The sequence below is a fragment of the Pseudoclavibacter sp. Z016 genome, from assembly GCF_002931215.1.
GTDB lineage: Bacteria > Actinomycetota > Actinomycetes > Actinomycetales > Microbacteriaceae > Pseudoclavibacter.
Genome location: NZ_PSTU01000022.1, coordinates 41,141 through 66,006, shown reverse-complemented (window position 1 = coordinate 66,006; position 24,866 = coordinate 41,141). Strand labels below are relative to the sequence as shown.

20 protein-coding genes are annotated in these 24,866 nt (G+C 69.3%); 7 read left to right on the top strand and 13 right to left on the bottom strand.

Features of this window, described 5'->3' with window-relative positions:
• Positions 1-155 precede the first annotated feature (155 nt).
• Positions 156-671 (top strand): adenine phosphoribosyltransferase, encoded by a 516-nt coding sequence (locus tag C5B99_RS18025; protein WP_104244651.1) that lies wholly within the window; start codon positions 156-158, stop codon positions 669-671.
• Between the two features lie 70 nt (positions 672-741).
• The gene (locus tag C5B99_RS18020) at positions 742-2,109 is read left to right on the top strand and encodes an amidohydrolase family protein (RefSeq protein ID WP_104244649.1); all 1,368 of its coding nucleotides are present in this window, start codon (positions 742-744) and stop codon (positions 2,107-2,109) included.
• Between the two features lie 54 nt (positions 2,110-2,163).
• Here C5B99_RS18020 and C5B99_RS18015 read toward each other — a convergent pair whose 3' ends face one another.
• The 6 genes from C5B99_RS18015 to C5B99_RS17990 all read right to left on the bottom strand — a co-directional run bounded on the left by C5B99_RS18015 (position 2,164) and on the right by C5B99_RS17990 (position 9,461).
• Positions 2,164-3,042, bottom strand: a complete 879-nt coding sequence (locus C5B99_RS18015; protein ID WP_104244647.1) for an ABC transporter permease — start codon at positions 3,040-3,042, stop codon at positions 2,164-2,166.
• Positions 3,039-3,854, bottom strand: coding sequence for an ABC transporter permease (locus C5B99_RS18010; protein ID WP_258063553.1), 816 nt, complete (start codon positions 3,852-3,854; stop codon positions 3,039-3,041). Before C5B99_RS18010 ends, C5B99_RS18015 begins: the two co-directional genes overlap by 4 nt.
• Entirely contained in the window at positions 3,851-4,675 is an 825-nt protein-coding gene (locus tag C5B99_RS18005) for an ABC transporter ATP-binding protein (protein WP_104244643.1), read from the bottom strand. Before C5B99_RS18005 ends, C5B99_RS18010 begins: the two co-directional genes overlap by 4 nt.
• Before the next feature lie 4 nt (positions 4,676-4,679).
• Complete coding sequence (locus C5B99_RS18000) at positions 4,680-5,771, bottom strand: ABC transporter substrate-binding protein (RefSeq protein ID WP_104244641.1); 1,092 nt, start codon at positions 5,769-5,771, stop codon at positions 4,680-4,682.
• A 94-nt stretch (positions 5,772-5,865) separates the two neighbouring features.
• Positions 5,866-8,637, bottom strand: a complete 2,772-nt coding sequence (locus tag C5B99_RS17995) for a molybdopterin-dependent oxidoreductase (RefSeq protein ID WP_104244639.1) — start codon at positions 8,635-8,637, stop codon at positions 5,866-5,868.
• Positions 8,634-9,461, bottom strand: a complete 828-nt coding sequence (locus tag C5B99_RS17990; RefSeq protein ID WP_104244637.1) for an FAD binding domain-containing protein — start codon at positions 9,459-9,461, stop codon at positions 8,634-8,636. Before C5B99_RS17990 ends, C5B99_RS17995 begins: the two co-directional genes overlap by 4 nt.
• A 168-nt stretch (positions 9,462-9,629) precedes the next feature.
• Between C5B99_RS17990 and C5B99_RS17985 the strand changes: the two genes are divergently transcribed.
• Entirely contained in the window at positions 9,630-10,646 is a 1,017-nt protein-coding gene (locus C5B99_RS17985) for an XdhC family protein (protein WP_104244635.1), read from the top strand.
• A gap of 417 nt (positions 10,647-11,063) precedes the next feature.
• Positions 11,064-11,654: an NTP transferase domain-containing protein gene (locus tag C5B99_RS17980; protein ID WP_104244633.1), complete on the top strand. Its 591-nt coding sequence runs from the start codon at positions 11,064-11,066 to the stop codon at positions 11,652-11,654.
• An 860-nt stretch (positions 11,655-12,514) separates the two neighbouring features.
• On the opposite strand, the gene C5B99_RS17975 is transcribed toward C5B99_RS17980, so the two are convergent.
• The 6 genes from C5B99_RS17975 to C5B99_RS17950 all read right to left on the bottom strand — a co-directional run bounded on the left by C5B99_RS17975 (position 12,515) and on the right by C5B99_RS17950 (position 18,607).
• Complete coding sequence (locus C5B99_RS17975; protein ID WP_104244631.1) at positions 12,515-12,847, bottom strand: L-rhamnose mutarotase; 333 nt, start codon at positions 12,845-12,847, stop codon at positions 12,515-12,517.
• Positions 12,848-13,056: 209 nt separating this feature from the next.
• Complete coding sequence (gene rhaS / locus C5B99_RS17970) at positions 13,057-14,088, bottom strand: rhamnose ABC transporter substrate-binding protein (protein ID WP_104244629.1); 1,032 nt, start codon at positions 14,086-14,088, stop codon at positions 13,057-13,059.
• Positions 14,089-14,186: 98 nt separating this feature from the next.
• Positions 14,187-15,260 carry an ABC transporter permease gene (locus C5B99_RS17965; protein WP_104244627.1) on the bottom strand — a complete coding sequence of 358 codons (1,074 nt, stop codon included), beginning with the start codon at positions 15,258-15,260 and terminating at the stop codon, positions 14,187-14,189.
• Complete coding sequence (locus C5B99_RS17960) at positions 15,257-16,309, bottom strand: ABC transporter permease (protein ID WP_104244625.1); 1,053 nt, start codon at positions 16,307-16,309, stop codon at positions 15,257-15,259. Before C5B99_RS17960 ends, C5B99_RS17965 begins: the two co-directional genes overlap by 4 nt.
• Positions 16,309-17,817: a sugar ABC transporter ATP-binding protein gene (locus C5B99_RS17955; protein ID WP_104244623.1), complete on the bottom strand. Its 1,509-nt coding sequence runs from the start codon at positions 17,815-17,817 to the stop codon at positions 16,309-16,311. Before C5B99_RS17955 ends, C5B99_RS17960 begins: the two co-directional genes overlap by 1 nt.
• A gap of 145 nt (positions 17,818-17,962) precedes the next feature.
• The gene (locus tag C5B99_RS17950) at positions 17,963-18,607 is read right to left on the bottom strand and encodes a TetR/AcrR family transcriptional regulator (RefSeq protein WP_146080635.1); all 645 of its coding nucleotides are present in this window, start codon (positions 18,605-18,607) and stop codon (positions 17,963-17,965) included.
• 80 nt (positions 18,608-18,687) lie between these two features.
• Here C5B99_RS17950 and C5B99_RS17945 point away from each other — a divergent pair, with 80 nt between their 5' ends.
• The 3 genes from C5B99_RS17945 to C5B99_RS17935 all read left to right on the top strand — a co-directional run bounded on the left by C5B99_RS17945 (position 18,688) and on the right by C5B99_RS17935 (position 24,067).
• Positions 18,688-19,521: an SDR family NAD(P)-dependent oxidoreductase gene (locus C5B99_RS17945; RefSeq protein WP_104244619.1), complete on the top strand. Its 834-nt coding sequence runs from the start codon at positions 18,688-18,690 to the stop codon at positions 19,519-19,521.
• Positions 19,521-20,303 carry an SDR family NAD(P)-dependent oxidoreductase gene (locus tag C5B99_RS17940; protein WP_104244617.1) on the top strand — a complete coding sequence of 261 codons (783 nt, stop codon included), beginning with the start codon at positions 19,521-19,523 and terminating at the stop codon, positions 20,301-20,303. Before C5B99_RS17945 ends, C5B99_RS17940 begins: the two co-directional genes overlap by 1 nt.
• Before the next feature lie 122 nt (positions 20,304-20,425).
• The gene (locus C5B99_RS17935; RefSeq protein WP_104244615.1) at positions 20,426-24,067 is read left to right on the top strand and encodes a glycosyl hydrolase; all 3,642 of its coding nucleotides are present in this window, start codon (positions 20,426-20,428) and stop codon (positions 24,065-24,067) included.
• A gap of 95 nt (positions 24,068-24,162) precedes the next feature.
• Here the strand turns inward: C5B99_RS17935 and C5B99_RS17930 are convergent, their stop codons facing one another.
• Positions 24,163-24,786, bottom strand: coding sequence for a TetR/AcrR family transcriptional regulator (locus tag C5B99_RS17930; RefSeq protein ID WP_181065055.1), 624 nt, complete (start codon positions 24,784-24,786; stop codon positions 24,163-24,165).
• Positions 24,787-24,866: the final 80 nt, after the last annotated feature.

Below are 24,866 nucleotides of genomic sequence, written 5' to 3'. Positions count from 1 at the left end.
CGCCCGCCCCCGCCCAGGGCTGAGTTGTGGTCGTCAAGACCGCTTTCGAGCGACCACAACTCAGCTCCGGGCGGCCGAGCGCGGCGAGGACCACCGGTCGGTCCTGCGCGCGGTCATCGCCGCGGACGGGTGCGGATCGCACGTATCCTGGAGCCGTGACCCCAGAGCTCGCGCGCGCCGAGTCGCTCATCGCGACCATTCCGGATTTCCCCGAAGCGGGCATCCAGTTCCGTGACATCACCCCACTCTTCGCCGACCGCGCCGCCTTGCGCACCGCCGTCGACGCCGTGATCGAGCCCTTCGACGGCACCTTCGATGTCGTCGCGGGCGTCGAGGCGCGCGGGTTCCTGCTCGCCGGCGCCATCGCCAACGCCGCGGGTGTCGGCCTCATCCCCATCCGCAAGGCGGGGAAGCTGCCCCGACCCGCGGCGTCGATCACGTACGACCTCGAGTACGGGTCGGACAGCCTGGAGGCGGCGCAGGACCTGCCGGCCGGCACCCGCGTCCTGCTCGTCGACGACATCCTCGCAACGGGTGGCACCCTCCGTGCGGGCCAGGAGCTCCTCGAGCGGCTCGGCTACGCGCTGGCGGGCACGGCAGTCCTCATGGAGCTCGTCGACCTCGACGGGCAGCAGGTCGCCGGCCCCGTGCACAGCCTCTTCGAGGTCTGAGACGCAACTCGCCCCGCGGCGCCTCCGAGCCGTGACAGGCCCGAAACATGGGCTGGCTAGCGTTGCGAGCATGTCCCTTCTTGTCACCCACGCGCGCCTCATCACGATCCCAACGGGTTCCACGGATGCCGGTTACATCGAAGACGGATGGATGCTCGTCGAAGACGGCCGCATCGCCGCGATCGGGAGCGGGACGCCGTCCGTCACCGCCGACGAGACGATCGACGTGGCCGGCAGATTCGTCGCCCCCGGCTTCGTGTCGAGCCACTCGCATCTCTTCACGAGCGGCCTCAGGGGCCTCGGCGTCGCCGACACCCTCTACGGCTGGTGCGACTCCATGCTCGGCACGACCGCCCACATGACGCCGGAGCAGCTGTACTGGTCGACCATGCACGGCTCGCTCGACTTCCTTTCCAACGGCGTCACGACCGCATACAACTTCACCGACCCGTTGCAGGCGTGGGAGTCGATGGTCGACGGGAAGCGAACGGGAACCGCGGGCATGCGCCCCCTCGAGTACCACTACCGCCAGGCGGACGGCACGCTCGATTCCGGCATCCGCTTCGTCGACGCCTCGGGGATGGATGCGACCGTCGGCAGCGATGACGAGATCTTCGACCGGCTCCAGGCGGAGGTCGCCCACACGAGGGCCATGGACCCGGCGTACGCCCTCGGCTCGTCCATCATGGGCCAGGTGCAGTGGTCGCCGCGAGCCGATGCCGCCGACCTCGAAGCCGAGGCCATGCGTCGCTTCGGCATCACGAACCAGGCGCACTTCCTCGAGTCGCCAGAGGCCGTCGAGCACCAGCAGTCGAAGTTCGCCCTGTACCGGGATGCTGGGGCCCTCGAGCTTGGCCTCATGTTCGGGCACTTCATCCAGACCACGCCGGAGATCATCGCGGAAGCAGCTGCCCGCGGGGCGAGCATGTCCTGGCAGCCGGCCTCGAACGGACGGCTCGCCTCGGGCGTCGCGCTCGTGCCGGAGATGCTCGAGCTCGGCATGAAGGTCGGCGTCGGCCTCGACGACCAGGCCTGCACCGACGTGAGCGACCCGTGGCAGAACATGCGCATGGGCATCTACATGCAGCGCTCGCGCACGAAGGATCCCCTGTCGATGATGCCCGAGCTGATGCTGCGCCTCCACACGCTCGGCGGGGCCGAGATCATGGGAGTCGCCGACCGGGTCGGCTCGCTGGAGGTCGGCAAGTTCGCCGACTTCGTGATCGTCGACCCGCGCTCCCCCGACGTCGGGCCGCTCTGGCACCCCGTGCGGTCGTACGTGCTCGCGATGAGCCCGCGGAACCTCAAAGCCGTCTACGTGGGCGGTCAGCTCGTGAACCGCGACGGCGCATCCACGAACCCCCTCGCCGAGGAGGCGTCGGCGAGGCTCCACGAGCTGCCGGCGGCGATCATCCCGCTGCGCGGCCACCCGCACTGAACGACGTCGCGGCCGGGAGGATGCTCCCGGCCGCGAGGTTCGAGCGAAGGCGGCTCAGCGCTGGGAGACGCCCATCCCCATGCGGTCGAGGACGATGTTCTCGACGATCTGCACGAGGTTGTACGACACCAGCGTGATGATGGTGATGAGCGCGATCGAGGTCCACAGCTCGGCGAACTGCGCCTGCGCGTTGAACTTGAGGATCGCCCCGCCGATGCCCGTCCCGGTCGAGAGCCATTCGGCGAGCAGCGCACCGGTCACGGCTCCCGGCACGGAGACCCGGGCGGCGGCGAAGATCGACGGGAGCGCCCCGGGCAGGTTGACCTTCGTGAGGCCCGCGAGCCGGCCGCCGCCGAAGACGTGCACGACGTCGAGGCTCTCCTGGCTGGCACGGCTGAGGCCGAACAGCACGCTGGCGAGCGCTGGGAAGAGCACGACGATCGTCCCGATCACCGCCACGGAGGCCGTCGTCCCTCGGCCGGTCATGAGGATGATGACGGGTGCGATGGAGACGAGCGGGATGGTGCGCAGCAGGAGCACAAGCGGCATGACGCCGGCCTCGATGGCTCTGGAGAGGCTGAAGGCGATCGCCAGGACGATGGCGACGGCCATGCCTGCGACGAAGCCGAGCGCCGAGTCCATGAGCGTCTGCCCCACGAGGGGGAACATCTGCGCGCGGTGCTCGGCGGCGTCCTCGCCCACGAACAGGAACTGCCACACGTCGAGCGGCCCCTTCGCGATGAACGAGGAGATGCCCGTGAGGCTCACCACCGCCTGCCAGAGCAGGAGGAGCACGAGCAGCGTGATGCCGGCGGAGCCCAGCGAGCGGAGCACCGTCTTCCGGAGCGCGCTGCGCCGCTCGCGCGCGATCCGCGTCTCGGCGGCGTGCTCGGCCGTCGTCGCTGTCTGCTTGTCCTGCACGATCACGGTCATCGCACTGCCTTCCCTGAGACCCACGGCGTGATGAAGCGGATGACCAGCCCGAACAGCCCGTACGCGGCGAGCGCGAACACGGCGCACAGCAGGAACACCGACCAGACGCCGGCGGAGTCGAGCTGCCCCTGCAGGCGGATGAGGGTGGGCCCGACTCCCGCTGTGATGGAGCCGAGGTACTCGCCGAGCACGGCGCCGAGGAACGCCGAGGGGACGGCGATCTGGAGCGCGTTGAGGATGGCGGGCAGCGCGGCCACGAGACGGACCTTGCGCATCTGCATCCACGAGCCGCCGCCGAAGACGCGGACGACGTCGAGCGAGGCCTTGTCCGCGGACTTGAACCCGAGGATGGCGCCGACGACGGTCGTGAACACGCACACGAGGGCGGCGAGGAAGACGGCCGTCTCCGAGGGGTCGCCCGGGCTCTTCGCGCCGCCGAGCACCACGATGGAGATGCCGCCGACGGCGACGATCGGCAGGCAGTAGGTGACGACGGCGATCTGCGTGATCACGGTCTCCAGGCGGGGGAACACGAGCACGACGGTCGCCAGGAGCAGCGCGATGCCGTTGCCCCACACGTAGCCGATCGCCGCCGCGGTGACCGTCGGAGCGAAGACGCCCCAGGTGCCCGCGACGTTGCCCTGCACGAACAGCCAGTCGATGACGGCGAGCGGCGAGGGCACCGGCGTGAAGCTCGTGCCCTCCTGCGGCCGGAACGCCGTTGCAGACGCCAGCCACCAGATCGCGACGAGGGCGGCCCCGCCGATGAGCGCGGCGAGCCAGCCTGGGATGCGCTCCCTCGCCACCGTCACGCCTCGGCTTCTGCGTGCCCGTGCACGCCGAACAGCAGCTCGGAGGCACGGTCGACCAGCGCGTGGAACTCGGGAGTGCGCATCATCTCCGGGGTGCGAGGCCGCGGCAGGTCGACCTCGATGATCTCCTGCACGCGACCGGGGCGGGCCGACATGACGGCGACCCGGTCTGCGAGGAAGATCGCCTCGCTGATGCCGTGCGTCACGAGCAGCGTCGTCGCGGGCTTCTCCGTCCAGATGCGCAGCAGCTCCAGGTTGAGGTTCTGCCGAGTCATGTCGTCGAGCGCCCCGAAGGGCTCGTCGAGCAGCAGCACCGACGGCTTGAGCACGAGGGCCCGCGCAATCGAGGCCCGCTGCCGCATGCCGCCGGAGAGCTGCGCCGGCTTCGCGTTCGCGAAGTCGCTGAGCCCCACGAGAGCGATCAGCTCATCCACGTACGCCTTGTCGACCGGTCGCCCCGCGACCTCGAACGGCAGCTCGATGTTCTTGCGGATGCTCCGCCAGGGAAGGAGCGCGTGGTCCTGGAAGGCGATCCCGAGCTCGCTGTTCGCGCGCAGCTGGTCGGGCGTCTGCCCGTCGACGAGCGCGCTGCCGGTCGTCGGGTGGTCGAGCGCGGCGAGGATGCGGAGGATCGTCGACTTGCCGCATCCGGAAGGGCCGAGCAGCGCCAGGAACGAGCCCTTGTCGGTGTGCAGGTCCGTGTCCTGCAGCGCCAGCAGCGACTTGCCGCCGCGCAGGTCGAAGGACTTGGACACTCCGGAGATCTGGATTCCGGTGCCGGTTGCGGCACCGGAATCCGTCGTTGTATCGGTGAGGGTCATGAGCTTAGGGCTGGTAGTTCTTCAGCTCGGGGTTCTCGGTGTAGATCTCGTCGAGAATCGTCGTGTCGAAGAGGTCGTCGACCTCGAGCTCCCACCCTGCGGCCGCGAGGGAGGCGATGGACTGGGCCTTGAGCTCGTCGGAGATGGTGAACAGGCCGTTCGCCTCCGTCTCCGGGGTCGAGATCAGCGCCGCCTGGGCTTCGAGGCCCGCCTTCACCTTGGCTGGGTCGAGCTCCCCGAAGGTGAGGTCGCCAGCTGCGGCCGAGGCGTTGTAGTGCTCGGTCACCTTCGTGACGGTGTCATCCGTCGGCTGCGTGAACGTGTCGGTCCAGCCCTTGATCTCAGCGATGAGGAACGCCTTCACGAGGTCGGGGTTCTCGTCCAGGTACTGCTGGGTCACCGTGATCGCCTCGGCGACGTACGGCAGGCCGTTGTCGGCGTAGGCGAGGTTCGTGACCTCGTAGCCCTCCATCTCGACCGTGATGGCCTCGTTCGTCAGGTAGGCCATGAAGCCGTCGACCTCCCCGTTCATGAGGGGCGTCGGGTCGAAGTCGACAGGGACGACGGTCACCTGGTCTTCGTCGATGTCGTTCGCGGCGAGGAGCGCCTTGAACACGGACGCGTTCGAGTCCTGCACTCCGATCTTCTTGCCGATCAGGTCCTGCGGCGTCGCGATGTTCCCCTTGTCCGTCAGCGAGAGCACCGTGAACGGGTTCTTCTGGAAGGTGGTCGCGACGATCTTCAGGGGCGCGTCCTGCTCGGCGACCGCGGCGCCGACGGAGGCGGCGTCGCTGAGGGCGAACTGCACCGAACCGGAGAGCAACTTCGCGACGCCCGTGTCGGGGCCGGCGATGCCCTGCACCGCGGAGAACCCCGCCTCGTCGTAGTAGCCGTTGTCGTAGGCGTAGTACTCGCCCGCGAACTCCTCGTTCTTGATCCACGAGTACTGCACGCTGATCTCACCGTGGTCGACGGATGCGCTTCCTGGGGACGTCTCGGATGCGGTGGGTGAGCACGCGGTGAGGGCAAGCGCGGCGGTGGCTGCGAGAGCGAGGGCCGCGGTGACGCGTCGGCGTGGTCTGGTGAGTGTGTGCATCGGATCTCCTTGACTGCAGTGGGCTGGGTCGTGTCTGCCGGTGTCTCGCCTGCTCAGCTCGTCCTGACACTCCCTAGCCGCGACACTAGGCAGTTCATATTTCGGGGACGGGTTCGTGGGTGTTACGGGCGTGATTCGCAATCCGCCAGACCCGGTCGCGGCTGAAGGGCTGCTCGAACGGGCGGCTGCCGACAGCGCGCGCGATGGCGTTCCCGATCGCGGGAGCGACGGGGTTGTACGGCGACTCGCTCATCGATTTCGCGCCGAACGGCCCGAGGCCGTCGCTCGTGTCGGCGAAGTACACCTCGGTGACGGGCACGTCGGCGAACTGCGGCACCCGGTAGAGGCGGAAGACGGGGTTGGCGACGCGCCCCTCATCGTCGAGCGTCACCTCCTCGTACAGCGCGCTGCCGAGGCCCTGCGCGACGCCTCCCTCGATCTGCCCGCGGCACTGGGCGGGGTTCATGACGTAGCCGGCGTCGGCGGCGTGCACCGACTGCAGGATGCGCACCGTTCCCGTCTCCGGGTCGACGGCCAGCCTGACGGCGTGCACGTTGAAGGCGAGCGAGCGTCGCTCGCCGAGCTCGCTGCCGTCTGCCGTGATCTCCCCGCCGTTCTCCTCGGCTGCCAGCTGCGCGAAGGTGACGAGCCCCGCGGGCGTCAGCACCCCGTCCGCGGTGAGCTCGCCGCCGTCGGGGGCCGAGCCGGTGAGCTCGGCGGCCCGCTCCCGCATCCGCATCGCCAGGGTCAGGCAGGCGGCGTGCAGCGCCTTGCCCGCGACCGTGATGCCCGCCGATGCGAAGGCGCCCGTGTCGTGCTCGACCGCATCCGTGTCCGAGTTCCACAGCTCCAGCCGCTCGAAGCTCGTGCGCAGGTCTGTCGCCGCGATCTGCTTGAGCACGGTTGTGGTGCCGTTGCCGAACTCGGCCGTCCCCGTGCGCAGCAGGTACGTGCCGTCGGCCCGGAGCGTGGCCGTCGTGTGCGCGATGTGCCCGAACGGCGCCATGGTGGCGATCATCGCCGCCGCGACCCCCTCGCCGACGAGCCAGCCGGGCGGGGCCGCCTGGCCGTTGCCTCGGCGGAGCGCGTCCTGCGCCAGGTCGAGGCACTGGTCGAAGCCGTAGCTTCCCCACACGAGGTCGTCGTGCCCCGGATCGTCGCCTTCCCTAATGGCGTTGCGTCGGCGCAGCTCGAACGGGTCGAGACCGAGCTTCTCGGCGAGCATGTCCATCGCCGATTCGACGCCGAGGATCACCTGGCCGAGGCCGTAGCCGCGGAACGCGCCGGACGGCACCGTGTTCGTGTACACGACCTCCGCATCCAGTCGCCGCAGCGGGACGCGGTAGATCGTCGTCGACTCGGCGAGGGAGTGGAAGAGGACGCCACGCGAGTGGTTGCCGTAGGCGCCGGTGTCGCTGAGCACGTCGAGCTGCATGGCCGTGAGCGCCCCGTCCGCGTCCGCGCCGAGTGTCACCGACACCCGCATCGGGTGCCTGACGGCGGCGCGCTGGAACTCATCGGTGCGCGAGAACTCGTACGCGACGGGTCGGCCGGTCCTGAGCACCGCGAGCGCGACGAGATCCTCCGTGAAGATCTCCTGCTTGCCGCCGAACCCGCCGCCGAGCCGTGCCGCAAGCACCCGCACGCGGTCACGGTCCAGGTCGAACAGGCGCGCGATCTCGTCGCGGGCGAGGAACGGCACCTGCGTGGAGGAGCGGATCACGAGGCGTCCGTCGTCGTCGAGCCAGCCGATCGAGCCGTGGGTCTCGAGTTGCGCGTGCGTGACGCGGGCCGTCTGCCACGTGCCGGAGACGGTGACGGCGCTCGAGGCAAGCGCTTCGGTGACATCCGGTCCGGCGTGGACGCTCGTGATGACGTTGCGGGCGGCCTCGTCGACCCGCTCCTGTGCGGTGCGGTCCGGGTGGAGCAGCGGCGCGCCTGGCCTGCGGGCCTCTTCCGGGTCGAAGACCGCCGGCAGCAGCTCGTACTCGACGCGGACGAGTCGGCGCGCGGCGTCGGCCGCCTCACCGGTCTCCGCGACGACGGCCGCCACGCGCTGCCCGACGTGGCGCACCACGTGGTCGAGTAGGAGCGTGTCGTCCGGGTCGTCGGTACGGTGCTCGTGGCGGGCCGAGGAGTACCGGAGCTGCGGCACGTCCTCGTGCGTGAAGATCTGCACGACCCCCGGCACGGCGAGGGCCTCCGCGGTGTCGATGCTCAGGATGCGCGCGTGCGCGTGCGGGCTCGTCACAACCCGCAAGGTCAGGGCATCGAGCGCCGGATGCCCGAGTGGCAGGTCGAACGTGAACGGCTCGAGACCCTGCACGATCCGGCGCGCGGCCTCAGGGACGACGGAGTTGCCGACGGTCTGCGCTGGGGCCCGCGCTTCCGGGTCGGCGGCCTTGGGCGTGACGCACGTCTGCGCGCAGGCGCCCGCTCGCACGGAACCGCAGATCGCCTCCCGGATGGGGCGGTAGCCCGTGCAGCGGCACAGGTTTCCCCGCATCCGCTTGTCGAACTCGCCCAGGTCGGCTTCGACGAGGGTCGATGCGGTCACGCTCATCCCCGGCGTGCAGAAGCCGCACTGGAAGCCGAACCCCTCAGCGAGCGCCTCCTGCACGGGATGCAGCTGATCGCCGGGTGCGAGGCCGGCCGCCGTCGTGACGCTGCGCCCCTCCGCTCGTATGGCCGGCACGATGCAGGAGTGCACGGGAGCGCCGTCGAGCAGGACCGAGCAGGCTCCGCAGTCGCCGGCATCGCATCCCTTCTTCACCGTCGTGGAACCCGTCTCGCGCAACAGGGTCCGCAGGCATTGGCCCGCCCGCGGCTCGGCCGAGCGGTCTGTGCCGTCTACTTCGAACTTCACGCGAGTCCCTTCCGGATGCGCTCCGCCAACACGATGCTCACACCGCGGCGCCAATCTGCTGAGCCGAGCGGGTCGCTGTAGTAGCCGTCCGCGTCAGCGACGCGCGCGGCGAGGTCGGCTGCGGTCGGGAGGTGCGGGAACGCGAGCACGGTCGGGGTCTGCGTGGCTGCGGTGACCGTGAAGACGCTGCGCCCTGAAGGGTCGACGCGCCCCGTGACGACGGCGCCAGAGCGTCCATGCTCTGCGAGCGCGATCTTGAGGAGCAGCGCCCGCGAGCGCAGCGCGGCTGCGGGCAGGTGGATGCTGCGGAGCACGTCGCCAGGCTGGAGGACGGTCGTCCCGTCCCCGGTCACGAGGTCCGCGACCGGCAGGCGCACCGCCTCGGCTCCTCGCCAGATCTCCGCCTCCCCATCGAGCGCGACGCACAGCGAGACCATGCCGGCAGCTGCAAACGCCCGGCAGATGTTGCCGCCGACCGTCGCCGTGTTCCAGATCTTGAACGACGCGAGGAGAGCATCCGCCGCGGCCGGCACGAGCGAGAGCGCCGGCCAGTCCTGCTGCGACGGGAGCCTGCCAGCATCCCGCGCCTCCTTGGCCCACGCGACCAGCGTCGCGATGGTGCAGGTGGCCGAGATCCGGAGCCCAACGTCGTCGGCCTCGATATCGGGCCACCCCATGGCGGTCACGTCGACGAAGCCCGTCGTCGTCGGCTGCGGCTCGCTCATGAGCCAGGTGCCGCCCGCCAGGATGGCCTCCCCAGGGGCGAGGAGCAGCTCCTCGCGGGTTCGTGCGACGCGGTACGAGCGCACCGTCGTGATGTCCATGGCCCTCCCGGTCGAGACTCCGCGCCGTCGGTCGCTTGCTGGCGCGAGTGGATTCTCGGGAGTGAACCAGAACGCCGTTTCGGCGGTGTTTCGATCGTGGGTCGAGGATCGTGACGACCTTCACGTGCCCGCAACAGCCACGCAATGGGCCCGGCTTAGCGTTTCGTCATGCGTGGAATCCTGCCGATGGGCGCCGAGTGGTCGCGCCGAGGTCGACCGTTCGCGATGGCGACGCTCGTCGCCGTCAGCGGCAGCGCGCCCCGCGAGGTGGGCGCGAGCATGATCGTGTCGGCTGACGGCGAGGTGTTCGGCAACGTGTCCGGCGGATGCGTGGAGGGGGCCGTCTTCGAGCAGTGCCTGCACGCGATCCAGAGCGGCAGCGCGAGCGTCGAGACCTTCGGGTACAGCGCGGCGGCCGCGTTCTCGGTTGGGCTGAGCTGCGGCGGGGTCATCGAGGTCCTGGTCCGCCCAGTCCTGCCGGGCAGCGCGGCGGCCGCTGACGTGCTGCTGCTGGCGGAGCGTGAGGCGCGCGCGATGCCCGCGAGCTACACGCTGACGGTCGCCGGAGCCGACGTGGGCCGCGGCGTGATCGACCAGACATCGCCGCCCTCGTCGGGAGCCGTGACGATCGCCCTCGGCTCGCCGCCCCGGCTGATCATCGTGGGCGCGGTCGAGTTCGCCGTGGCGCTCTCCCGCATCGCGATCGCCGCGGGCATGCAGGTCACCGTCGTCGACCCGCGCGAGGTGTTCGCGACGACGGCCCGGTTCCCGGGCGCCGAGGTGGTTGTCGCCTGGCCGCACCGCTACCTGGAGACCGCGGAGGTGGACGCGCGCACCGCCGTGTGCGTCCTCACGCACGACCCGAAGTTCGACGTGCCCGCGCTGCGCGTCGCCCTGGCCTCTGCCGCCGGCTATGTCGGTGTCATGGGGAGCCGTCGGACCCATGAGGAGCGGCTCGAGCGGCTCACCGACGCATCGGCACCCGCGGCCGAGGCCGTGCCAGCCGAGCAGCTGGAGCGGCTGCGCTCGCCGATCGGGCTCGACCTGGGCGGGCGCTCCCCCGAGGAGACGGCCCTCTCGATCCTCGCCGAGATCGTCGCCGACCGGCACGGCGCATCCGGTCGCCGCCTGTCCGAGCTGTCGGGGCCGGTTCACCGACCGCTGGGAGCGCGCGTCGCCTCGTGAGCGGTGACGGGTGCGGGGTGGGGTGGGGGTGCTGGTGCTGGTGCTGGTGCTGGGGGCGAGGTTTGGAGGTCGGGCTGCGGAGTTCGGAGGTCGGGGCCAGGGGCTTGGCGGGGGTTGTGCGCAGTCCGGGTTCCTGCACCTGGGCTGGCGAATGCCGGTGGCGGAAGCACAGGTCTGCGGCGGGGGCGCGGATGGACCCTGGGCTCGTGCCTGCGACGTGCAGCTGCGGCGAGACCCACCCAAGCGCATCCACCCCAGCCGCGCGGAAGACGGTGCGCAAATGAACGTCTGCGGAGTTGCCCTCGCGGCCGGCGCCCGTCCGCGACGCAGCGGACGCGCCAACAGACCCACGACCCAAACCCGAGGCGAGACCCACCCGAGCGCATCCACCCCAGCCGCGCGGAAAACGGTGCGCGAATGAACGTGTGCGGAGTTGTCCTCGCGGCCGGCGCCGGGTCGCGATTCGGCGGGCCGAAGGCCCTGGCATCCCTGCCCGACGGCACACCCTGGGTTGCGCGCGCCGTGGGGACCTTGCTCGGGGCCGGATGCTCTGATGTGCTGGTCGCCCTGGGCGCCGGTCGCTCGGAGGCGGCCGCGCTCGTACCGGCGAGCGCGACGGTTGTGCCCGTGCCGGAGTGGTCTGGAGGGCTCGCCGCCTCGGTCCGAGCCGCGCTGCACGCTGCCGCCATGACCGACGCGGACGCCGTCCTGCTTGTTCCCGTCGACACGCCCGACCTGTCAGTCGCGTCCTGCCGGAGGGTCCTCAGCGCGGGTGGGGTACTCGCCCGGGCGACCTACCGCGGCGAGCCCGGGCATCCGGTGCTCATCGGGCGCACGCACTGGGCCGCCCTCGCATCGACGCTCGACGGTGACCGAGGCGCGGGCCGGTACCTGGCCGAGCAGGGCGCTGTCGTGGTGGAGTGCGGCGACCTGTGGCACGGCCGCGACATCGACGAGCCGGTCGCCCCTCCCGTCGCGGCACGCCCTCCGGGCCAGCCCCTCCGCTGATTAGGTCACTTTCACCCCGTACCGAGCGCCGAAACGGGGCGAAAGTGACCCATCGGCGGCTGACAGGGCAGCGGCGCAGGGCGAAAGTGACCCATTCACGGCGCAGAGCCCGGTCGACGAACCCTCCACACCACGACCCCCTCTGATTGGGTCACTTTCGCCCCGTACCGAGCGCCGAAACGGGGCGAAAGCGCCCCATCCACGGGAGATGCGGCAGCGAAGCGGGACGAAAGTGACCCATCCACGGGAGATGCGGCAGCGAAGCGGGACGAAAGTGACCCATCGACGGGAGATGCGGCAGCGAAGCGGGGCGAGGGCACCCCATCCCGGCGGAGGCGACTGCGGAGCGGGATGCAAGCGCCCCATCGACGACGGAGGACCCGGTCCACAAACCCTCCACGCCACGACCTCCTCCAACTAGGCCATTTTCACGCCGTATCGGGCGCCGAAACGGGGCGAAAGTGACCCATCCATGGGAGACGCGGCGGCGAAGCGGGACGAAAGTGACCCATCGACGGGAGATACGGCAGCGAAGCGGGGCAGGCGCAACCCATCCCGGCGGACGCGACGGCGAAGCGGGGTGCAAGCGCCCCATCGACGGCGGAGGAGCCGGTCGACAAACCCTCCACGCCACACCCTCCGCCAATTAGGTCACTTTCACGCCGTAGCGGGCGGCGGAACGGGGCGAAAGTGACCCATTGGCGGCAGACAGGGCGGCGGAGCGGGGTGAAAGTGACCCATCGGCGATGGATGCAGCGTCGAGTGGGGCGAACGTGACCCATCGCGCGCAACGCGGACGCGACGGCGGCAGCGGTAGCGGCGGCGGCCGCGCCGACGGCAGCGACCCCGGGGACGGGCCGCTACGCGCCGAGCTGGTCTTCGAGGTTGAAGACCTCGACGAGGGGCGACGCCGCCTGGTCGGCGCGGCCCTCGAGGCCGTCGAAGAACTGCGACATGTCCGCTTCCCAGCGCGCCGCGACCGGCGAGGCCGCGAGGTAGGCGTTCGCGGCCGCCTCGTCGTCGACGTCGTAGCTGCCGAACAGGGTGCCGTCCGGAGCGAGGAACAAGGAGTAGTTGCGGCGGCCGGCGGCGGCGATCTCGGCGAGCATCTCCGGCCACACCTCCGCGTGACGGCGCACGTACTCGTCGATGTGCTGAGGTGCGACCTTCAGCTGGAATCCGATTCTTGGCATGTGGTTCTTCCTATCTGCGTTCGTGTTCCCGGAGTTCGTGACCCCGGACCATGCCGGGCAGGGCCGCGCGGACGCGGACGCGGACGTGGCCGCGGCCACGACGCGCGCCGGGACTTGGGCCGGGATGCGCGAACGCCGCGCCGGGAGATGGTCCCGGCGCGGCGTCCGCAGTTCAGCTCAGCGGGGCGACTGGCCCCCGCCCTCAGCCCCTAGAAGCTGAAGTCGCCGATGTTGGCCTTGTCGAAGACGAAGGGGTCGCCGAGGAGGACGACGCCGTCGGCGCCGACCGTGTATTCGCCGAGCTTGCCGGCTTCGAAGGTGTCACCCTCGGCGCCGGTGATGTCGCCGGCGATGAGCGCCTGGGCGGCGAACGCCGACAGGTAGCCGAGGTCTTCCGGGTTCCAGAGTGCGAACGAGGTGACGGTGCCGTCCTCGACGAACTCGCGCATCTGGTTCGGCGTGCCGAGACCGGTCACCGCGACCTTGCCCTTGAAGTCAGAGGTCTGGATGTAGCGTGCCGCAGCCGCGATGCCGACCGTCGTGGGCGAGACGATGCCCTTGAGGTTCGGGTGCGTCTGGAGGAGCGCGGCGGTCTTGTCGAACGAGGTCTGGTCGTCGTCGTCGCCGTAGACGGTCTCGACGATGGTGATGTCGGGGTACTCGGTGCCGACGTACGCTTCCATCTTCTCGATCCACGCGTTCTGGTTCGTGGCGTTGGCCGCGGCGGAGAGGATGGCGATCTCGCCAGATCCGCCGATCTGCTCGGCGATGAGGTCGATCTGCGCCTTCGCGATGCCGTCAGCGTCTGCCTGGTTCACGAACAGGTCGCGGCACTCGGGGTTCGTGTCGGAGTCGAAGGTGACGACCTTCGTGCCGGCTTCGCGTGCCTCGTTGAGGGCGTCGCAGATCGCTTCGGGGTCGTTGGCGGAGATGACGATGCCGCCGACGGCCTGCTGCGTGAGCGTGTTGATGTAGCTGACCTGCGCGTCGGGGGTGGCTTCCGACGGGCCGACCTCGGCGAACGTGCCGCCGAACTCGGTGGCGGCTGCCTGTCCGCCGACGGAGGACGCCTCGAAGTACGGGTTTCCGAGGTTCTTCGGGAGGAAGGTGACGGTGAGGTTGCCGGTGTCTCCGCCGCCTGCGGCGGTGTCATCGCCGCCGGTGGTGCATCCAGTGAGCACGAGTGCAGCGCTTACTGCGAGTGCGCCTGCTGCGCTCAGCCGCTTCGTTGCGAGCTTCATGGGGGTTCCCTTCGGGTACTGAGCCGCTCGGTGTTCCGGGCGACGGTTGGGGTGTTGCGTGTTGGGTTCGAGGTGGGGCTGCAGTTCTTGGGAGGCGATCAGCCCTTGGGAACTGTCCCGCTGGTCGTGCCGACCAGCGGTTTCTCTGCCCTGGGCCGCTTGCGGCGGATCCTGGGCAGGAGGCTTGCTCCGACGACGGAGGCCACGAGGAGCACTCCGGTGATGATGTTGATGACGTCGGAGGTGACGTTCGCGAGGCGCAGGGCGCTAGCGAGGACGCCGATGAGGAGGACTGCCGCGACGACTCCGTAGAGCTTGCCGCGTCCGCCGAAGACGGACACGCCACCGAGGACGACGGCTGCGATGACCTGCAGTTCGAGGCCGGTCGCGTTGTCGCCTCGCGCTGAGCCGTAGCGCAGCGTGAAGTAGATGCCGGCGAGGGCGGCGAGGCCGCCTGCGAGCACGAAGAGGACGAACTTCGTGCGACCGACGGGCACTCCCGAGAAGTGGGCGGCTTCCTTCGAGAGGCCGATGGCGTAGACGCCGCGGCCGAAGGGCGTGTAGTGGAGCACGATGATGAAGATCGCGAGCAGGATGAGGAACGGGATCATGATGGCCGGAATGGGCGTGCCCACGATCTTGGCCTTCGCGATGTCCGTCCAGAACTCGGGGAACGAGGTGACCGCGGCGGTGCCGAGCACGCCGACGGCGATGCCGCGGAAGAGGGCGAGGGTACCGATCGTGACGGCGAGCGACGGCAGGCCGACCTTCGTGACGAGGAAGCCGTTGAAGGCTCCGCCGACGACGCCGACGATGAGGGCGGCGAGGGCGGCGATTTCGAACGGCACGCCAGCCTGGTAGAGGGCACCCGTGGTGACGCTCGAGAGGCCGACCATGGAGCCGACCGACAGGTCGATCTCGCCCGTGATCATGATGAGCGTCATCGGCAGGGCGATGATGAGCACCGCGGCGACGTCCATGAGCAGGTACGTGATGGTGATGGGCTGCGAGAAGCCCTTGACCGCGGACATCGAGACGACGCACACCACGACGAGGAGGGCGACGATCGCCATTTCGCGGGTGAACAGCATCCGACGCCAGGCTGGCTGCGAGTAGTTCTCGATGGTGCGCTGCGTTGCAGCGGACGACGTTGGGGTCGTGAGAGCGGTCATGATTCCTCCCTCGCTTCGACGAGCTTGCGGGATTGGCGGATGGCGAGGACGCGGTCGAGGACGATCGCGGCGAGGATGAGCACACCGACGACGGCGCGCTGCCAGAAGTCCGGGATGCCGACGAGCGGGAGCACTCGGTTGATGGTCATGAGGAGCATCGCTCCGATGGCGGCGCCCCACAGGGTTCCGACGCCGCCAGTGATGGCGACGCCTCCGATGACGGCAGCGCCCACCGCATCCAGTTCCCAACCGGCACCGGCCTGCGAGCTGACCGTGCCGTAGCGGGCGGCGTAGAAGACACCGGCGAGGCCGGCGAGTGCGCCCGAGAGCACGAACGCGGTGAGCACGCGGCGCACGTCGGGGAGTCCGTAGAGCTTCGCGGCGTCCGGGTCGGAGCCGATGGCATAGAACTCGCGGCCCGCTCGCGTGTTCTTCATGACCCAGGCGGCGATGGCGAGCACGATGACGGCGATGATCGTGAGGATCGGGATGGTCAGGATCTGACCCGTGCCGAGTGCGAGGAAGTCGCGGGGCATGTCGCTCGCGTTGATGCGGCTCGAGCCGGCCCACATGACGTTGATGCCGCGGTACGCGTAGAGCGTGCCCAGCGTGATCACCATGGCCGGCACTCGCACGTAGGCGACGAGTGCGCCGTTGACGAAGCCGAGGATCGCGCCGAACAGCACTGCCGCGACGACGACGACGGGGATCGGGATGCCCGGGTAGTCGATGAACAGGCGGCCCGTGAGGAAGGCGGTGAGGCCGATCACGGAGCCGACCGACAGGTCGACGTTGCGGGTGATGAGCACGATCGCCTGGCCGACTGCGACGAGCAGCAGGATGGACGGCGTGAGGAACAGGTCTCGCCAGCCGTCCGGGCTGAAGAGGAAGTTCGGGTTGGCGATGGTCGCGACGATGAGGACGACCGCGAGGGCGAGGAGGATGCCGAGCTCGCGGGCCTTGCCGAAGTTGCCGAAGCGGATGGCCTTCTTGGGCGGCATGGGCGCGCCGGCGGTGGGGTGCGGCCCCTGGGTGGTGGTCGTGGTCATCAGAGCACCACCGTCACTGCGCCGGTCGCGGCGCGCATGACGCTTTCGCTGGTCGCCTGGCTGCGGTCGATTTCCTGGGCGATGCGGCCTTCGTGCATGACGAGCACGCGGTCTGCCATGCCGAGGACCTCTGGGAGCTCCGAGGAGATCATGAGGATTCCCATTCCGGTGCCCGCGAGCTCGGAGAGCAGGCGGTGCACTTCTGACTTGGTGCCGACGTCGATTCCTCGTGTCGGCTCATCGATGATGAGGAGCTTGGGGTTCGTCGCGAGCCACTTGGCGATGACGACCTTCTGCTGGTTGCCGCCGGAGAGGGTGCCGGCGATCGTGTCGAGCGCCTGCGCCTTCACTTCGAGCTTGGTCGCCCAGGTGCGGGCGTCGTCGTGCTGCTTGCGGCCGCTGATGACGCCGAGCTTCGTGAGCTGGTTCAGAATGACGCTCGTGATGTTCTCGCCGACTCCGGAGTCGACGACGAGGCCCTGCTTGCGGCGGTCTTCTGGGATGAGCGCGAGGCCGGCCTGCATGGCTGCGACGGGCGAGCCCGGCTTGACGACCTTGCCCTCGACGCTGACGCGACCCGACTTGTACTTGTCGACACCGAACACGGCGCGGGCGACCTCGCTGCGGCCTGCGCCGACGAGGCCGGCGAGTCCGACGATCTCGCCGGAGCGGACGGTGAAGTTGATGTCGTGGAAGATGCCGGGGCTCTCAAGGTCCTCGACGACGAGCACTGGCTCGCCGATGACGGCTTCCTGCTTCGGGAACAGCTCGGTGACCTCGCGGCCGACCATCTGCTGCACGAGCGCATCCACGGTCGTCTCGCTGATGAGGTTCGTCGCGATGTAGCTGCCGTCGCGCATGACGGTGACCTTGTCGCAGAGGGCGAAGACCTCGTCGAAGCGGTGGGAGATGAACATGAGCCCTCGGCCCTCGTCGCGGAGGCTGCGGGCGATGGCGAAGAGCCGGTCGACCTCGACGCCGGAGAGGGCTGCGGTCGGCTCGTCCATGATGAGCACCCGCGCGTTGAGCGAGACGGCCTTGGCGATCTCGATGACCTGCTGGTCGGCGATGGAGAGGCCTTCGGCGGGGCGGTCGGGGTCGATGTTCACGCCGAGTCTGGCGAACAGCGCCTTCGCCTCGTCGCGCATCGCCGAGCGGTTGATGCGGCCGAAGCGGTTCGTGGGCTGGCGACCCATGAAGATGTTCTCGGTGACCGAGAGGTCGGGGAAGAGCGTCGGCTCCTGGTAGATGACCGCGACGCCAGCGGCCTTCGACTGGGCCGTGGATGTGAAGTTGACGTCTTCGCCGCCGAGCTGGAAGGTGCCGGCGTCGCGCTGGTAGAGGCCAGCGACGATCTTGACGAGCGTGGACTTGCCGGCGCCGTTCTCACCCACGAGTGCGTGGATGGAACCGGACTCGACGGCGATCGTGCCGGATCGGAGTGCGACGACGGATCCGAATGACTTCTGCACATCGCGCAGCTCGAGTACGACTTGCGAACTCGTCACGGTGGCTCCGTTCTCTTCGTTGAGTATTGCGGGGGTGTTGAGGGGTGCTCGGTGGTGAGCGGCGTGAGCCTGCCTGCTGTTTCACGGACTTTGTGAATCGTTTCAAGCGACTGGATGCGACACTACGCGACGCTCGCAGAAAACGTCAAGCCAAGGATGCAGAGTTGTTACCGGAGGGCGTGCCGCGCTCCTCGGAAGCTGACCCCAACAGCCCCTCCAACCCCTGGAAAGCTCGCGCGACGGCAGTGTGGGCGGCCTCATCTGCGCCCGCCTCGGTCGCCCACCAGGAGAGCGCCTCGGCCATGGCAGCCTGCACGGCCGCACTCGCGGCACGCGCAACAAGGCCGTCCGGATGCAGTCCGCCCCTGCGCGCCAGGAACACGGCGACCTCTTGCCGCCAGCCGAGATAGGCATCCGGGCGCGAAGACTGCCCTGGAGGCATCGCGGCGATGGCGCGGAGCCGGAGGCGTGCGGTCGGCTCCTCCTCGACCTCGAGGTCGAAGACCCTACCGACAGCGACGGCGAGCGCCTGGAGGGGCGCCAGCCCCTGGTCGACCGCGTCGAGCTCGCGCCTGAGCGCTTCGTGCCCACCCTCGGCACCCAACCAGACGATGTCACCCTTGGCCGGAAAGTACCGATGCAGGGTGCGCAGGCTGATGCCCGCCTCGGCGGCGAGCTGCGCCATGGTGACGTGCTCATACCCCTCGCGGAGGATGATCTCCAGCATCTGCACGCGGAGCTGGCGCGGATCTGCAGACGCGGGTCGCCCGGGCCGACGTGTCTCACTCATGTCCACATTGTTGCTCCTTGCCGGGTCCGGAGTATTGACATACTCTGCCAATACTCGCCTGAACTCAACGTGGAGGTCTCATGCCGCATCCGCTCCCCGACGTCTCGAACGCCCCGATCTCGGACCTCGTCTCACTCAGAGGACGGCGCGCCGTCGTGACCGGAGGCGCCCAGGGCCTGGGGCGGGCCATCTGCGAACGACTCGCCGAAGCCGGTGCAGATCTGCTCATCGTCGATCTCGACGCGACCCGTGCGACAGCCGCAGCTGACGAGATCGCCGCCAAGCACGGCACCCGCGCCATGGGCGCCGCCGCAGACGTGAGCGTCCCCGACTCCATCTCCGCCGCAGCCGCCCGCGCCGCCGCTGAGCTCGGAGGAATCGATATCTGGGTCAACAACGCGGGCATCTTCCCGAACGCCCCCGTCCTCGACATGCCGGTCGAGATGTGGGACCAGGTCTTCGCGGTGAACGCCCGAGGCACCTTCCTCGGCTCCCGCGAGGCGGCGAAGCACATGAGCGGGAACACCTCCGGCGGCGTGATCGTCAACGTCATCTCGACAGCGGGGTTCACGGTCGGATTCCCCGGCATGGCCGCCTACGCAAGTTCGAAGCACGCGGCACGCGGACTCACGAAGTCGCTCGCGCTCGATCTCGCTCCCATGGGGATCCGCGTCCTCGGGGTCGCCCCGAGCTACGTGCCGACCGAGGGCAATATCGCCGCTGCCGCCGCCGGCATGGAAGCCGCGAAGGCCGCCGGCGTGGAACTGCCGGAGCTCGACGTCATGAACCACAGCTTGATCGACCGCACCGGCACTCCGGATGACATCGCGCGCGTCGTGCTGTTCGCCGCCAGTGATCTGTCGATGATCATGACCGGCAGCACGCTCCTCGCCGACGCCGGGGAGACGATCTGATGTCGGCGCAGCACCAGGGGCGCCTGCACGGCAGGGTCGTCATGATGACGGGCGTCAGCAAGGGGCTCGGCAAGCAGAACGCGATCGAGCTGGCGAAGGCCGGAGCGAAGCTCTCGATCTCAGCACGGAGCGAGACCGCACTGCGCGAGACCGTGGCGCTCTGCGAAGCCGAAGGGGCAGAGGTTCTCGGCGTGGTCTGCGACGTGACCGACGTGGAGCACCTCGAGCGCTATGTCGCGCGAACCGTCGAGCGCTTCGGCCGCATCGACGTGCTGGTCAACAACGCCAACTTCGAAGCTGAGCTCACGCCGTTCCTGGAGCAGGACGTGTCGTCGCTTCGCACCGCGTTCGAGGTCGGCGTGGTCGCCGTGTGGCGCCTCATGCAGCTCTGCCATCCGCACATGTCCAGGACGGAGGGGACAGCTTCCATCATCAATCTGGTCTCCGGCGTGTACGAGACCGGGATGGAGGGCTACGCGTCCTACGTTCCCGACAAGGCGGCGATCCGAGGCCTCTCCATGGTGGCTGCCCGAGAGCTCGGGGCGAGTGGCATCCGCGTGAACACGCTCGCGCCGGTTGCACTCACTGACACGATCCTGCACGGCCTCGCGCCCGAGTACTCGGAGTTCGTGAAGCAGCAGATGTCGGTGAACCCGCTTGGCAGGTTCGGCGACCCAGCGACGGACATCGCCCCGGTCCTGATCTTCCTCGCCAGCGACGACAGCCGCTGGATCACCGGCCAGAACTTCAACGCCGACGGCGGAGCCGTCATCCAAGCCTGAGTCCGTCACCCCCGCTTCCTCGAGCAGTCGAGGGAGCGGGGTTCTTCCGGCCTAGTTGTGAATCGTTTCACCTTCCGATCGAACCACTCGAATCCTGCCGAGCGCAGGGAGAGGAACACTCCGTGACCCAACCAAGACGAGGTCGAAGGCGGCGCACCGTCGCCATCGCCACGGCAGCGAGCCTGTCCGTCCTCCTCAGCCCACTGCTCGCCACTCCCGCAACGGCCGACCCGACGCCTCCCACGGCCGCGGTCCCCGTCATCGACACCGCCGCCTTCGCTGACCCGCCCTCAGCCGTTCGCCCGATGTTCCGGTGGTGGATGCCATTGGCCTACACGGAGGACAGCGTGCTGCGCGAGCAGCTCGACCAGATCGCCGCCTCCGGCGCCGGCGGTGTCGAGGTCGCTCCCTTCATCGTCGCCGGCGAAGGCAACCAGAGCAACGCGTTCCTGGCCGAGTACGGCTGGGGCACCCCCGCGTGGGCACACAAGATGGAGGTCATCACCGAGAAGGCCGCCGAGCTGGGCCTCATCGTCGACCAGAACCTCGGGCCGCACTACCCGCCGACCGTGCCGACGCTGAACAGCTTCAACCAGCCGGAGGCGGAGCAGCAGCTCATCTTCGGCTGGTCAGCTCACGCAGCAGGCGAGACCGTCACCGGCGCCCTCCCCGCGCCCCTGACAGCACCGCCCTCGGTCGCGACGAAGCTCGCCGAGGGAGCGACCGCAGGCCAGACGGCCCTGACCGTCGCGAGCCTCGGCGGCTTCGCGATCGGCGACGTCGTGACGCTCGGGGCAGAGGGCACGTCCGAGACCGTCACCGTCACTGCCGTCGGCGACCGCCTCGGCGCAACCGGAATGCTCACCGTGACGCCGATCTCCGGCGATCACGCTGTCGACGCGCCCCTCGTGAACGTCGCAGAGACCACGCGCCTCCGCACCGTGATCGCACAGTGCGAAGCCGAATGCGCCCCCGGCAGCGAAGGGCCCGCCGCACTCGTGCCGGGATCGATCGTCGACGTGACCGACAAGGTCGTCGATGGCCAGCTCGACTACACGTTCCCAGCCGACGGCGCACGCTGGGTGATCATCGACTTCCAGCAGACCGCATCCGGTCTGGTCGGACAGCGCGGAGGCTACACGGCGACACAGCCCAACTACGTGGTGGATCACCTCGGCAGGGGCGGCGTCGACATCCAGGCCGACTTCTGGGACGAGAACATCCTCACCGACGCCGTGAAGGCGAACCTCGACAAGGTCGGAGGCGGCGCCATCTTCGAGGACTCCCTCGAGCTCGGCGAGTCACAGAAGTGGACCTGGAGCTTCCTCGACCAGTTCGAGGAGCGCCGCGGCTACGACGCCACGGAGGTGCTGCCCGCACTCGCAGGTATCGGCATCCAGGGCTCGCATGAGGCAGCATTCGAGATCGGAGAGGTCGGCGAGAAGGCCCGCGAGGACTACCGCGAGACCGTCAGCGACCTGTTCGTCGACGAGTACGTGACCCCCATGCAGTCCTGGGCCCAGACGCATGGCCTCGACTTCCGAGTCCAGGCGTACGGCCTGCCCACCTCCACGTCGCACGCGTCCTCCGCATCAGGCATCCCCGAGGGCGAGTCGCTGAACTTCGGCAGCCCGAACCCGCTCGGCGCCGAGCAGAACTACCGCGTCGTCAGCGGCGGCGCCCACCTCGCCGGCAAGGACACCGTCTCGGTCGAGTGCTGCGCCGTGTTCTTCGGCGGCTACCGCTCCGGCATGGCCGGCCCGAACATCGGTGGTCAGTTCTCCGACAGCGGCGAGGGCTCGGTGCTCGGCGGCAAGTACTCGCAGGGTCTCCTCGACAGCGTCTACAAGAGCTACGCGGGTGGTGTGAATCAGCTGGTCTGGCACGGCTTCGCCTACCCGGATGCACCTGCAGGTGTGGGCACAGCGGGCCGCGATGGCGGCACCTGGCCCGGCTACCAGCCGTGGGACATCTTCGGCGCGCTCAACGTGAACGACGTCTTCGGACCCCGCCAGGCCAACTGGGAGGACATGACGGGGGTCAACGACGCCCTCGCCCGCACGCAGTACGTGCTGCGCGAAGGCCAGGCGAAGCTCGACCTCGGTGTCTACTACGAGGACCTGGGCCTCAAGGGCTCGTCGGTGAGCGGACAGCAGGCAGAGCAGCACATGCTCGGCACCGACTCCGCGACCTCATCCGCCGGGTACACCTACGACTACTTCGCGCCCCAGTTCCTCGCGGAAGAGGGACTGGCACCGGATGCGGACGCCGGCCTGTTCGGCGACCGTTCCGGCTACAAGGCGGTTGTCCTCAACGAGCAGCGCACGATCTCCCTCGCCGGGGCACGCTCGCTGCGTGACCTCGCGAAGCAGGGACTCCGCGTGTATGTCGTCGGCCAGGCGCCGAGCGAGCTGACGGGCGCTGAACCGGGAGCTGACGAGCTGGCGACGGTCGTCGCAGAGCTCCTCGCGCAGCCGAGTGTCACGCAGCTCGGCACCGAGGCGGAGCTGCCCTCTGCCCTCAGCGGCGACTCGATCGCGCCCGCCGTGTCCCCGAGCGACCAGGGCTCAGCACTCGGCTTCGTCCGTCGCGCGGCAGAAGGCGTCACGTACGACTTCGTGTACAACCGGTCCGGTGAGGCTGTCCAGCAGTCGCTGACCCTCGCGGGCACCGGCCGCCCCTACCAGCTCGACCCCTGGTCTGGAGAAGTGACTCCGATCGGCGAGTTCACGCAGGATGGTGACAGCGTCACGGTCTCCGTCGACGTCGCCGCTCACGACACGGCGATCTTCGCCCTCGTCGACGACGACGGATCCGCCGTGCACGCGGTGTCCAGCGATGCTGATGTGCTGGCACCGGCAGCCGACGGCAGCATTTCGGTGCGCGCGACCGGCGACGGCACGTTCGGGACGGAGTTCAGCGACGGCTCGTCGACGACGACCGACGTGACCGGCCTGGCGGCTCCGCAGGGCCTGAGCACCTGGTCGCTCGCCGCCCAGACGTGGGGCCCGGCGCCCGATGCGACGGGAATGACCGCATCCAAGACCGAGAAGGTCGACCAGACAGCCATCGACATCACGGCCGACGCCGACGGGAAGCTGCCGTCGTGGCGAGAGGTGACCGGCGAGGTCGACCTGAGCAACGCATCCGGGCTCGGCACGTACTCGACGACGGTCACGCTTCCGGAGGCCTGGACGGAATCGGATGGAGCCTACCTCAGCCTCGGTGACGTCCTCGATACGGCCCAGGTCTGGGTGAACGGCGTGCAGGTCGTCGTGAACCAGGCCGACCGAGCACGCATCGACCTCGGCCACCACCTGGAGCCGGGCGAGAACCGCATCGAGGTTCGGGTTGCCACGACGATGTTCAATGCAGTCAAGGCGACCGGCGACTCGAACTACCAGACCGCGGAGCAGCAGCGGACCGGCCTCATGGGCCCGGTCACGTTGACGCCGTACCGCGACACGGTCGCGTTCGAGGCACCGACGGCGACGGCCACCCCGCAGCCGACCGGCGAGCCGCAGCCGACGTCGACTGACGGCACCGGGACCACGGCGCCGACCTCGGCACCGGGCAACGGTGGCAACGGTGGCAACGGTTCGAGCAACGGCGACTCGGATGCTGGTGGCCAGGACGGCGACCTCGCCACGACGGGCGTCGACGGCAGCCTCGCGGGCCTCCTCGCGCTCCTCGGGGTCGTGCTCGCCGGCACCGGAGCCGCGTTCCTCATCAGGAAGCGCCGCGGACGCGTGACGAGCGAGTAGTTCGGCTCAGAATGCGGCCCCTGCTTCTACGATCGTGTGGATGCAGGGGCCGCTTTCGTTGCACGAGCCCGACGATTCTTGGCGCGGTTCCTGCCTTACAGCGGCTCGCTCACGTACGACTGCAGCTGCACGCGGAACGCGGCGACCGCATCCACTTCGGGCGCCAGGAGCCACTGCTGCGTCAGCCCGGCCCTGAGGCCGGCGATCTGGACGGCCGCGAGCTCGACGGGAACGTCAGCGCGAGCGTAGAGCCCCTTCTCCTGCAGATCCGTGAGCGCGTCGAACGCCGTCGACCGCAGGAACTCGTACCACCGCGCGATCGAGGCGTGCGCTGGATGCGTCGGGGCCAACGCCTCCGCGGACACGATGCTGAACATCAGGACCCCGTCCGGCTTCGCAACGTCGCGTTCCGCGAGCGCCAGGAGTCCGCGCAGGTACGAGAGCCCGGTGGAGAAATCGAGGCCGACCTCCGCGGCGGCGCGCTGGCCACGGCGCTCGAGGAGCGTCTCGAGCAGCACCGCCTTGTCGGGGAAGTGGTGGAGCACTCCTGTGTGGGACATGCCAGCCTCGACGGCGATCTCGCGGATCGACGCCGCGTTGAAACCCTTGACCGTGAAGACCCGCGTGGCCGCATCCAGAATCTGGTCGCGCCGCGGATGCGGGGTGACGTCCCTCTGCGAGAACCGCGGGACGGGATCGGCGGCTGCTCCTGGGGACATGGCGACCATTCTCCCTTGCCGGGATTGTCTAACACGTGTTAGGTTCGCGACTGAATCGATTCAACTCCCCGAATTCGGTC

Bases quoted from the DNA above. Each gene is read 5' to 3' on its own strand.
- C5B99_RS18020 (WP_104244649.1), top strand. From the start codon at position 742: ATGTCCCTTCTTGTCACCCACGCGCGCCTCATCACGATCCCAACGGGT.
- C5B99_RS18015 (WP_104244647.1), bottom strand. From the start codon at position 3,042: ATGACCGTGATCGTGCAGGACAAGCAGACAGCGACGACGGCCGAGCAC.
- C5B99_RS18005 (WP_104244643.1), bottom strand. From the start codon at position 4,675: ATGACCCTCACCGATACAACGACGGATTCCGGTGCCGCAACCGGCACC.
- C5B99_RS18000 (WP_104244641.1), bottom strand. From the start codon at position 5,771: ATGCACACACTCACCAGACCACGCCGACGCGTCACCGCGGCCCTCGCT.
- C5B99_RS17990 (WP_104244637.1), bottom strand. From the start codon at position 9,461: ATGGACATCACGACGGTGCGCTCGTACCGCGTCGCACGAACCCGCGAG.
- C5B99_RS17985 (WP_104244635.1), top strand. From the start codon at position 9,630: ATGCGTGGAATCCTGCCGATGGGCGCCGAGTGGTCGCGCCGAGGTCGA.
- C5B99_RS17980 (WP_104244633.1), top strand. From the start codon at position 11,064: ATGAACGTGTGCGGAGTTGTCCTCGCGGCCGGCGCCGGGTCGCGATTC.
- C5B99_RS17975 (WP_104244631.1), bottom strand. From the start codon at position 12,847: ATGCCAAGAATCGGATTCCAGCTGAAGGTCGCACCTCAGCACATCGAC.
- rhaS (WP_104244629.1), bottom strand. From the start codon at position 14,088: ATGAAGCTCGCAACGAAGCGGCTGAGCGCAGCAGGCGCACTCGCAGTA.
- C5B99_RS17965 (WP_104244627.1), bottom strand. From the start codon at position 15,260: ATGACCGCTCTCACGACCCCAACGTCGTCCGCTGCAACGCAGCGCACC.
- C5B99_RS17960 (WP_104244625.1), bottom strand. From the start codon at position 16,309: ATGACCACGACCACCACCCAGGGGCCGCACCCCACCGCCGGCGCGCCC.
- C5B99_RS17950 (WP_146080635.1), bottom strand. From the start codon at position 18,607: ATGAGTGAGACACGTCGGCCCGGGCGACCCGCGTCTGCAGATCCGCGC.
- C5B99_RS17945 (WP_104244619.1), top strand. From the start codon at position 18,688: ATGCCGCATCCGCTCCCCGACGTCTCGAACGCCCCGATCTCGGACCTC.
- C5B99_RS17940 (WP_104244617.1), top strand. From the start codon at position 19,521: ATGTCGGCGCAGCACCAGGGGCGCCTGCACGGCAGGGTCGTCATGATG.
- C5B99_RS17930 (WP_181065055.1), bottom strand. From the start codon at position 24,786: ATGTCCCCAGGAGCAGCCGCCGATCCCGTCCCGCGGTTCTCGCAGAGG.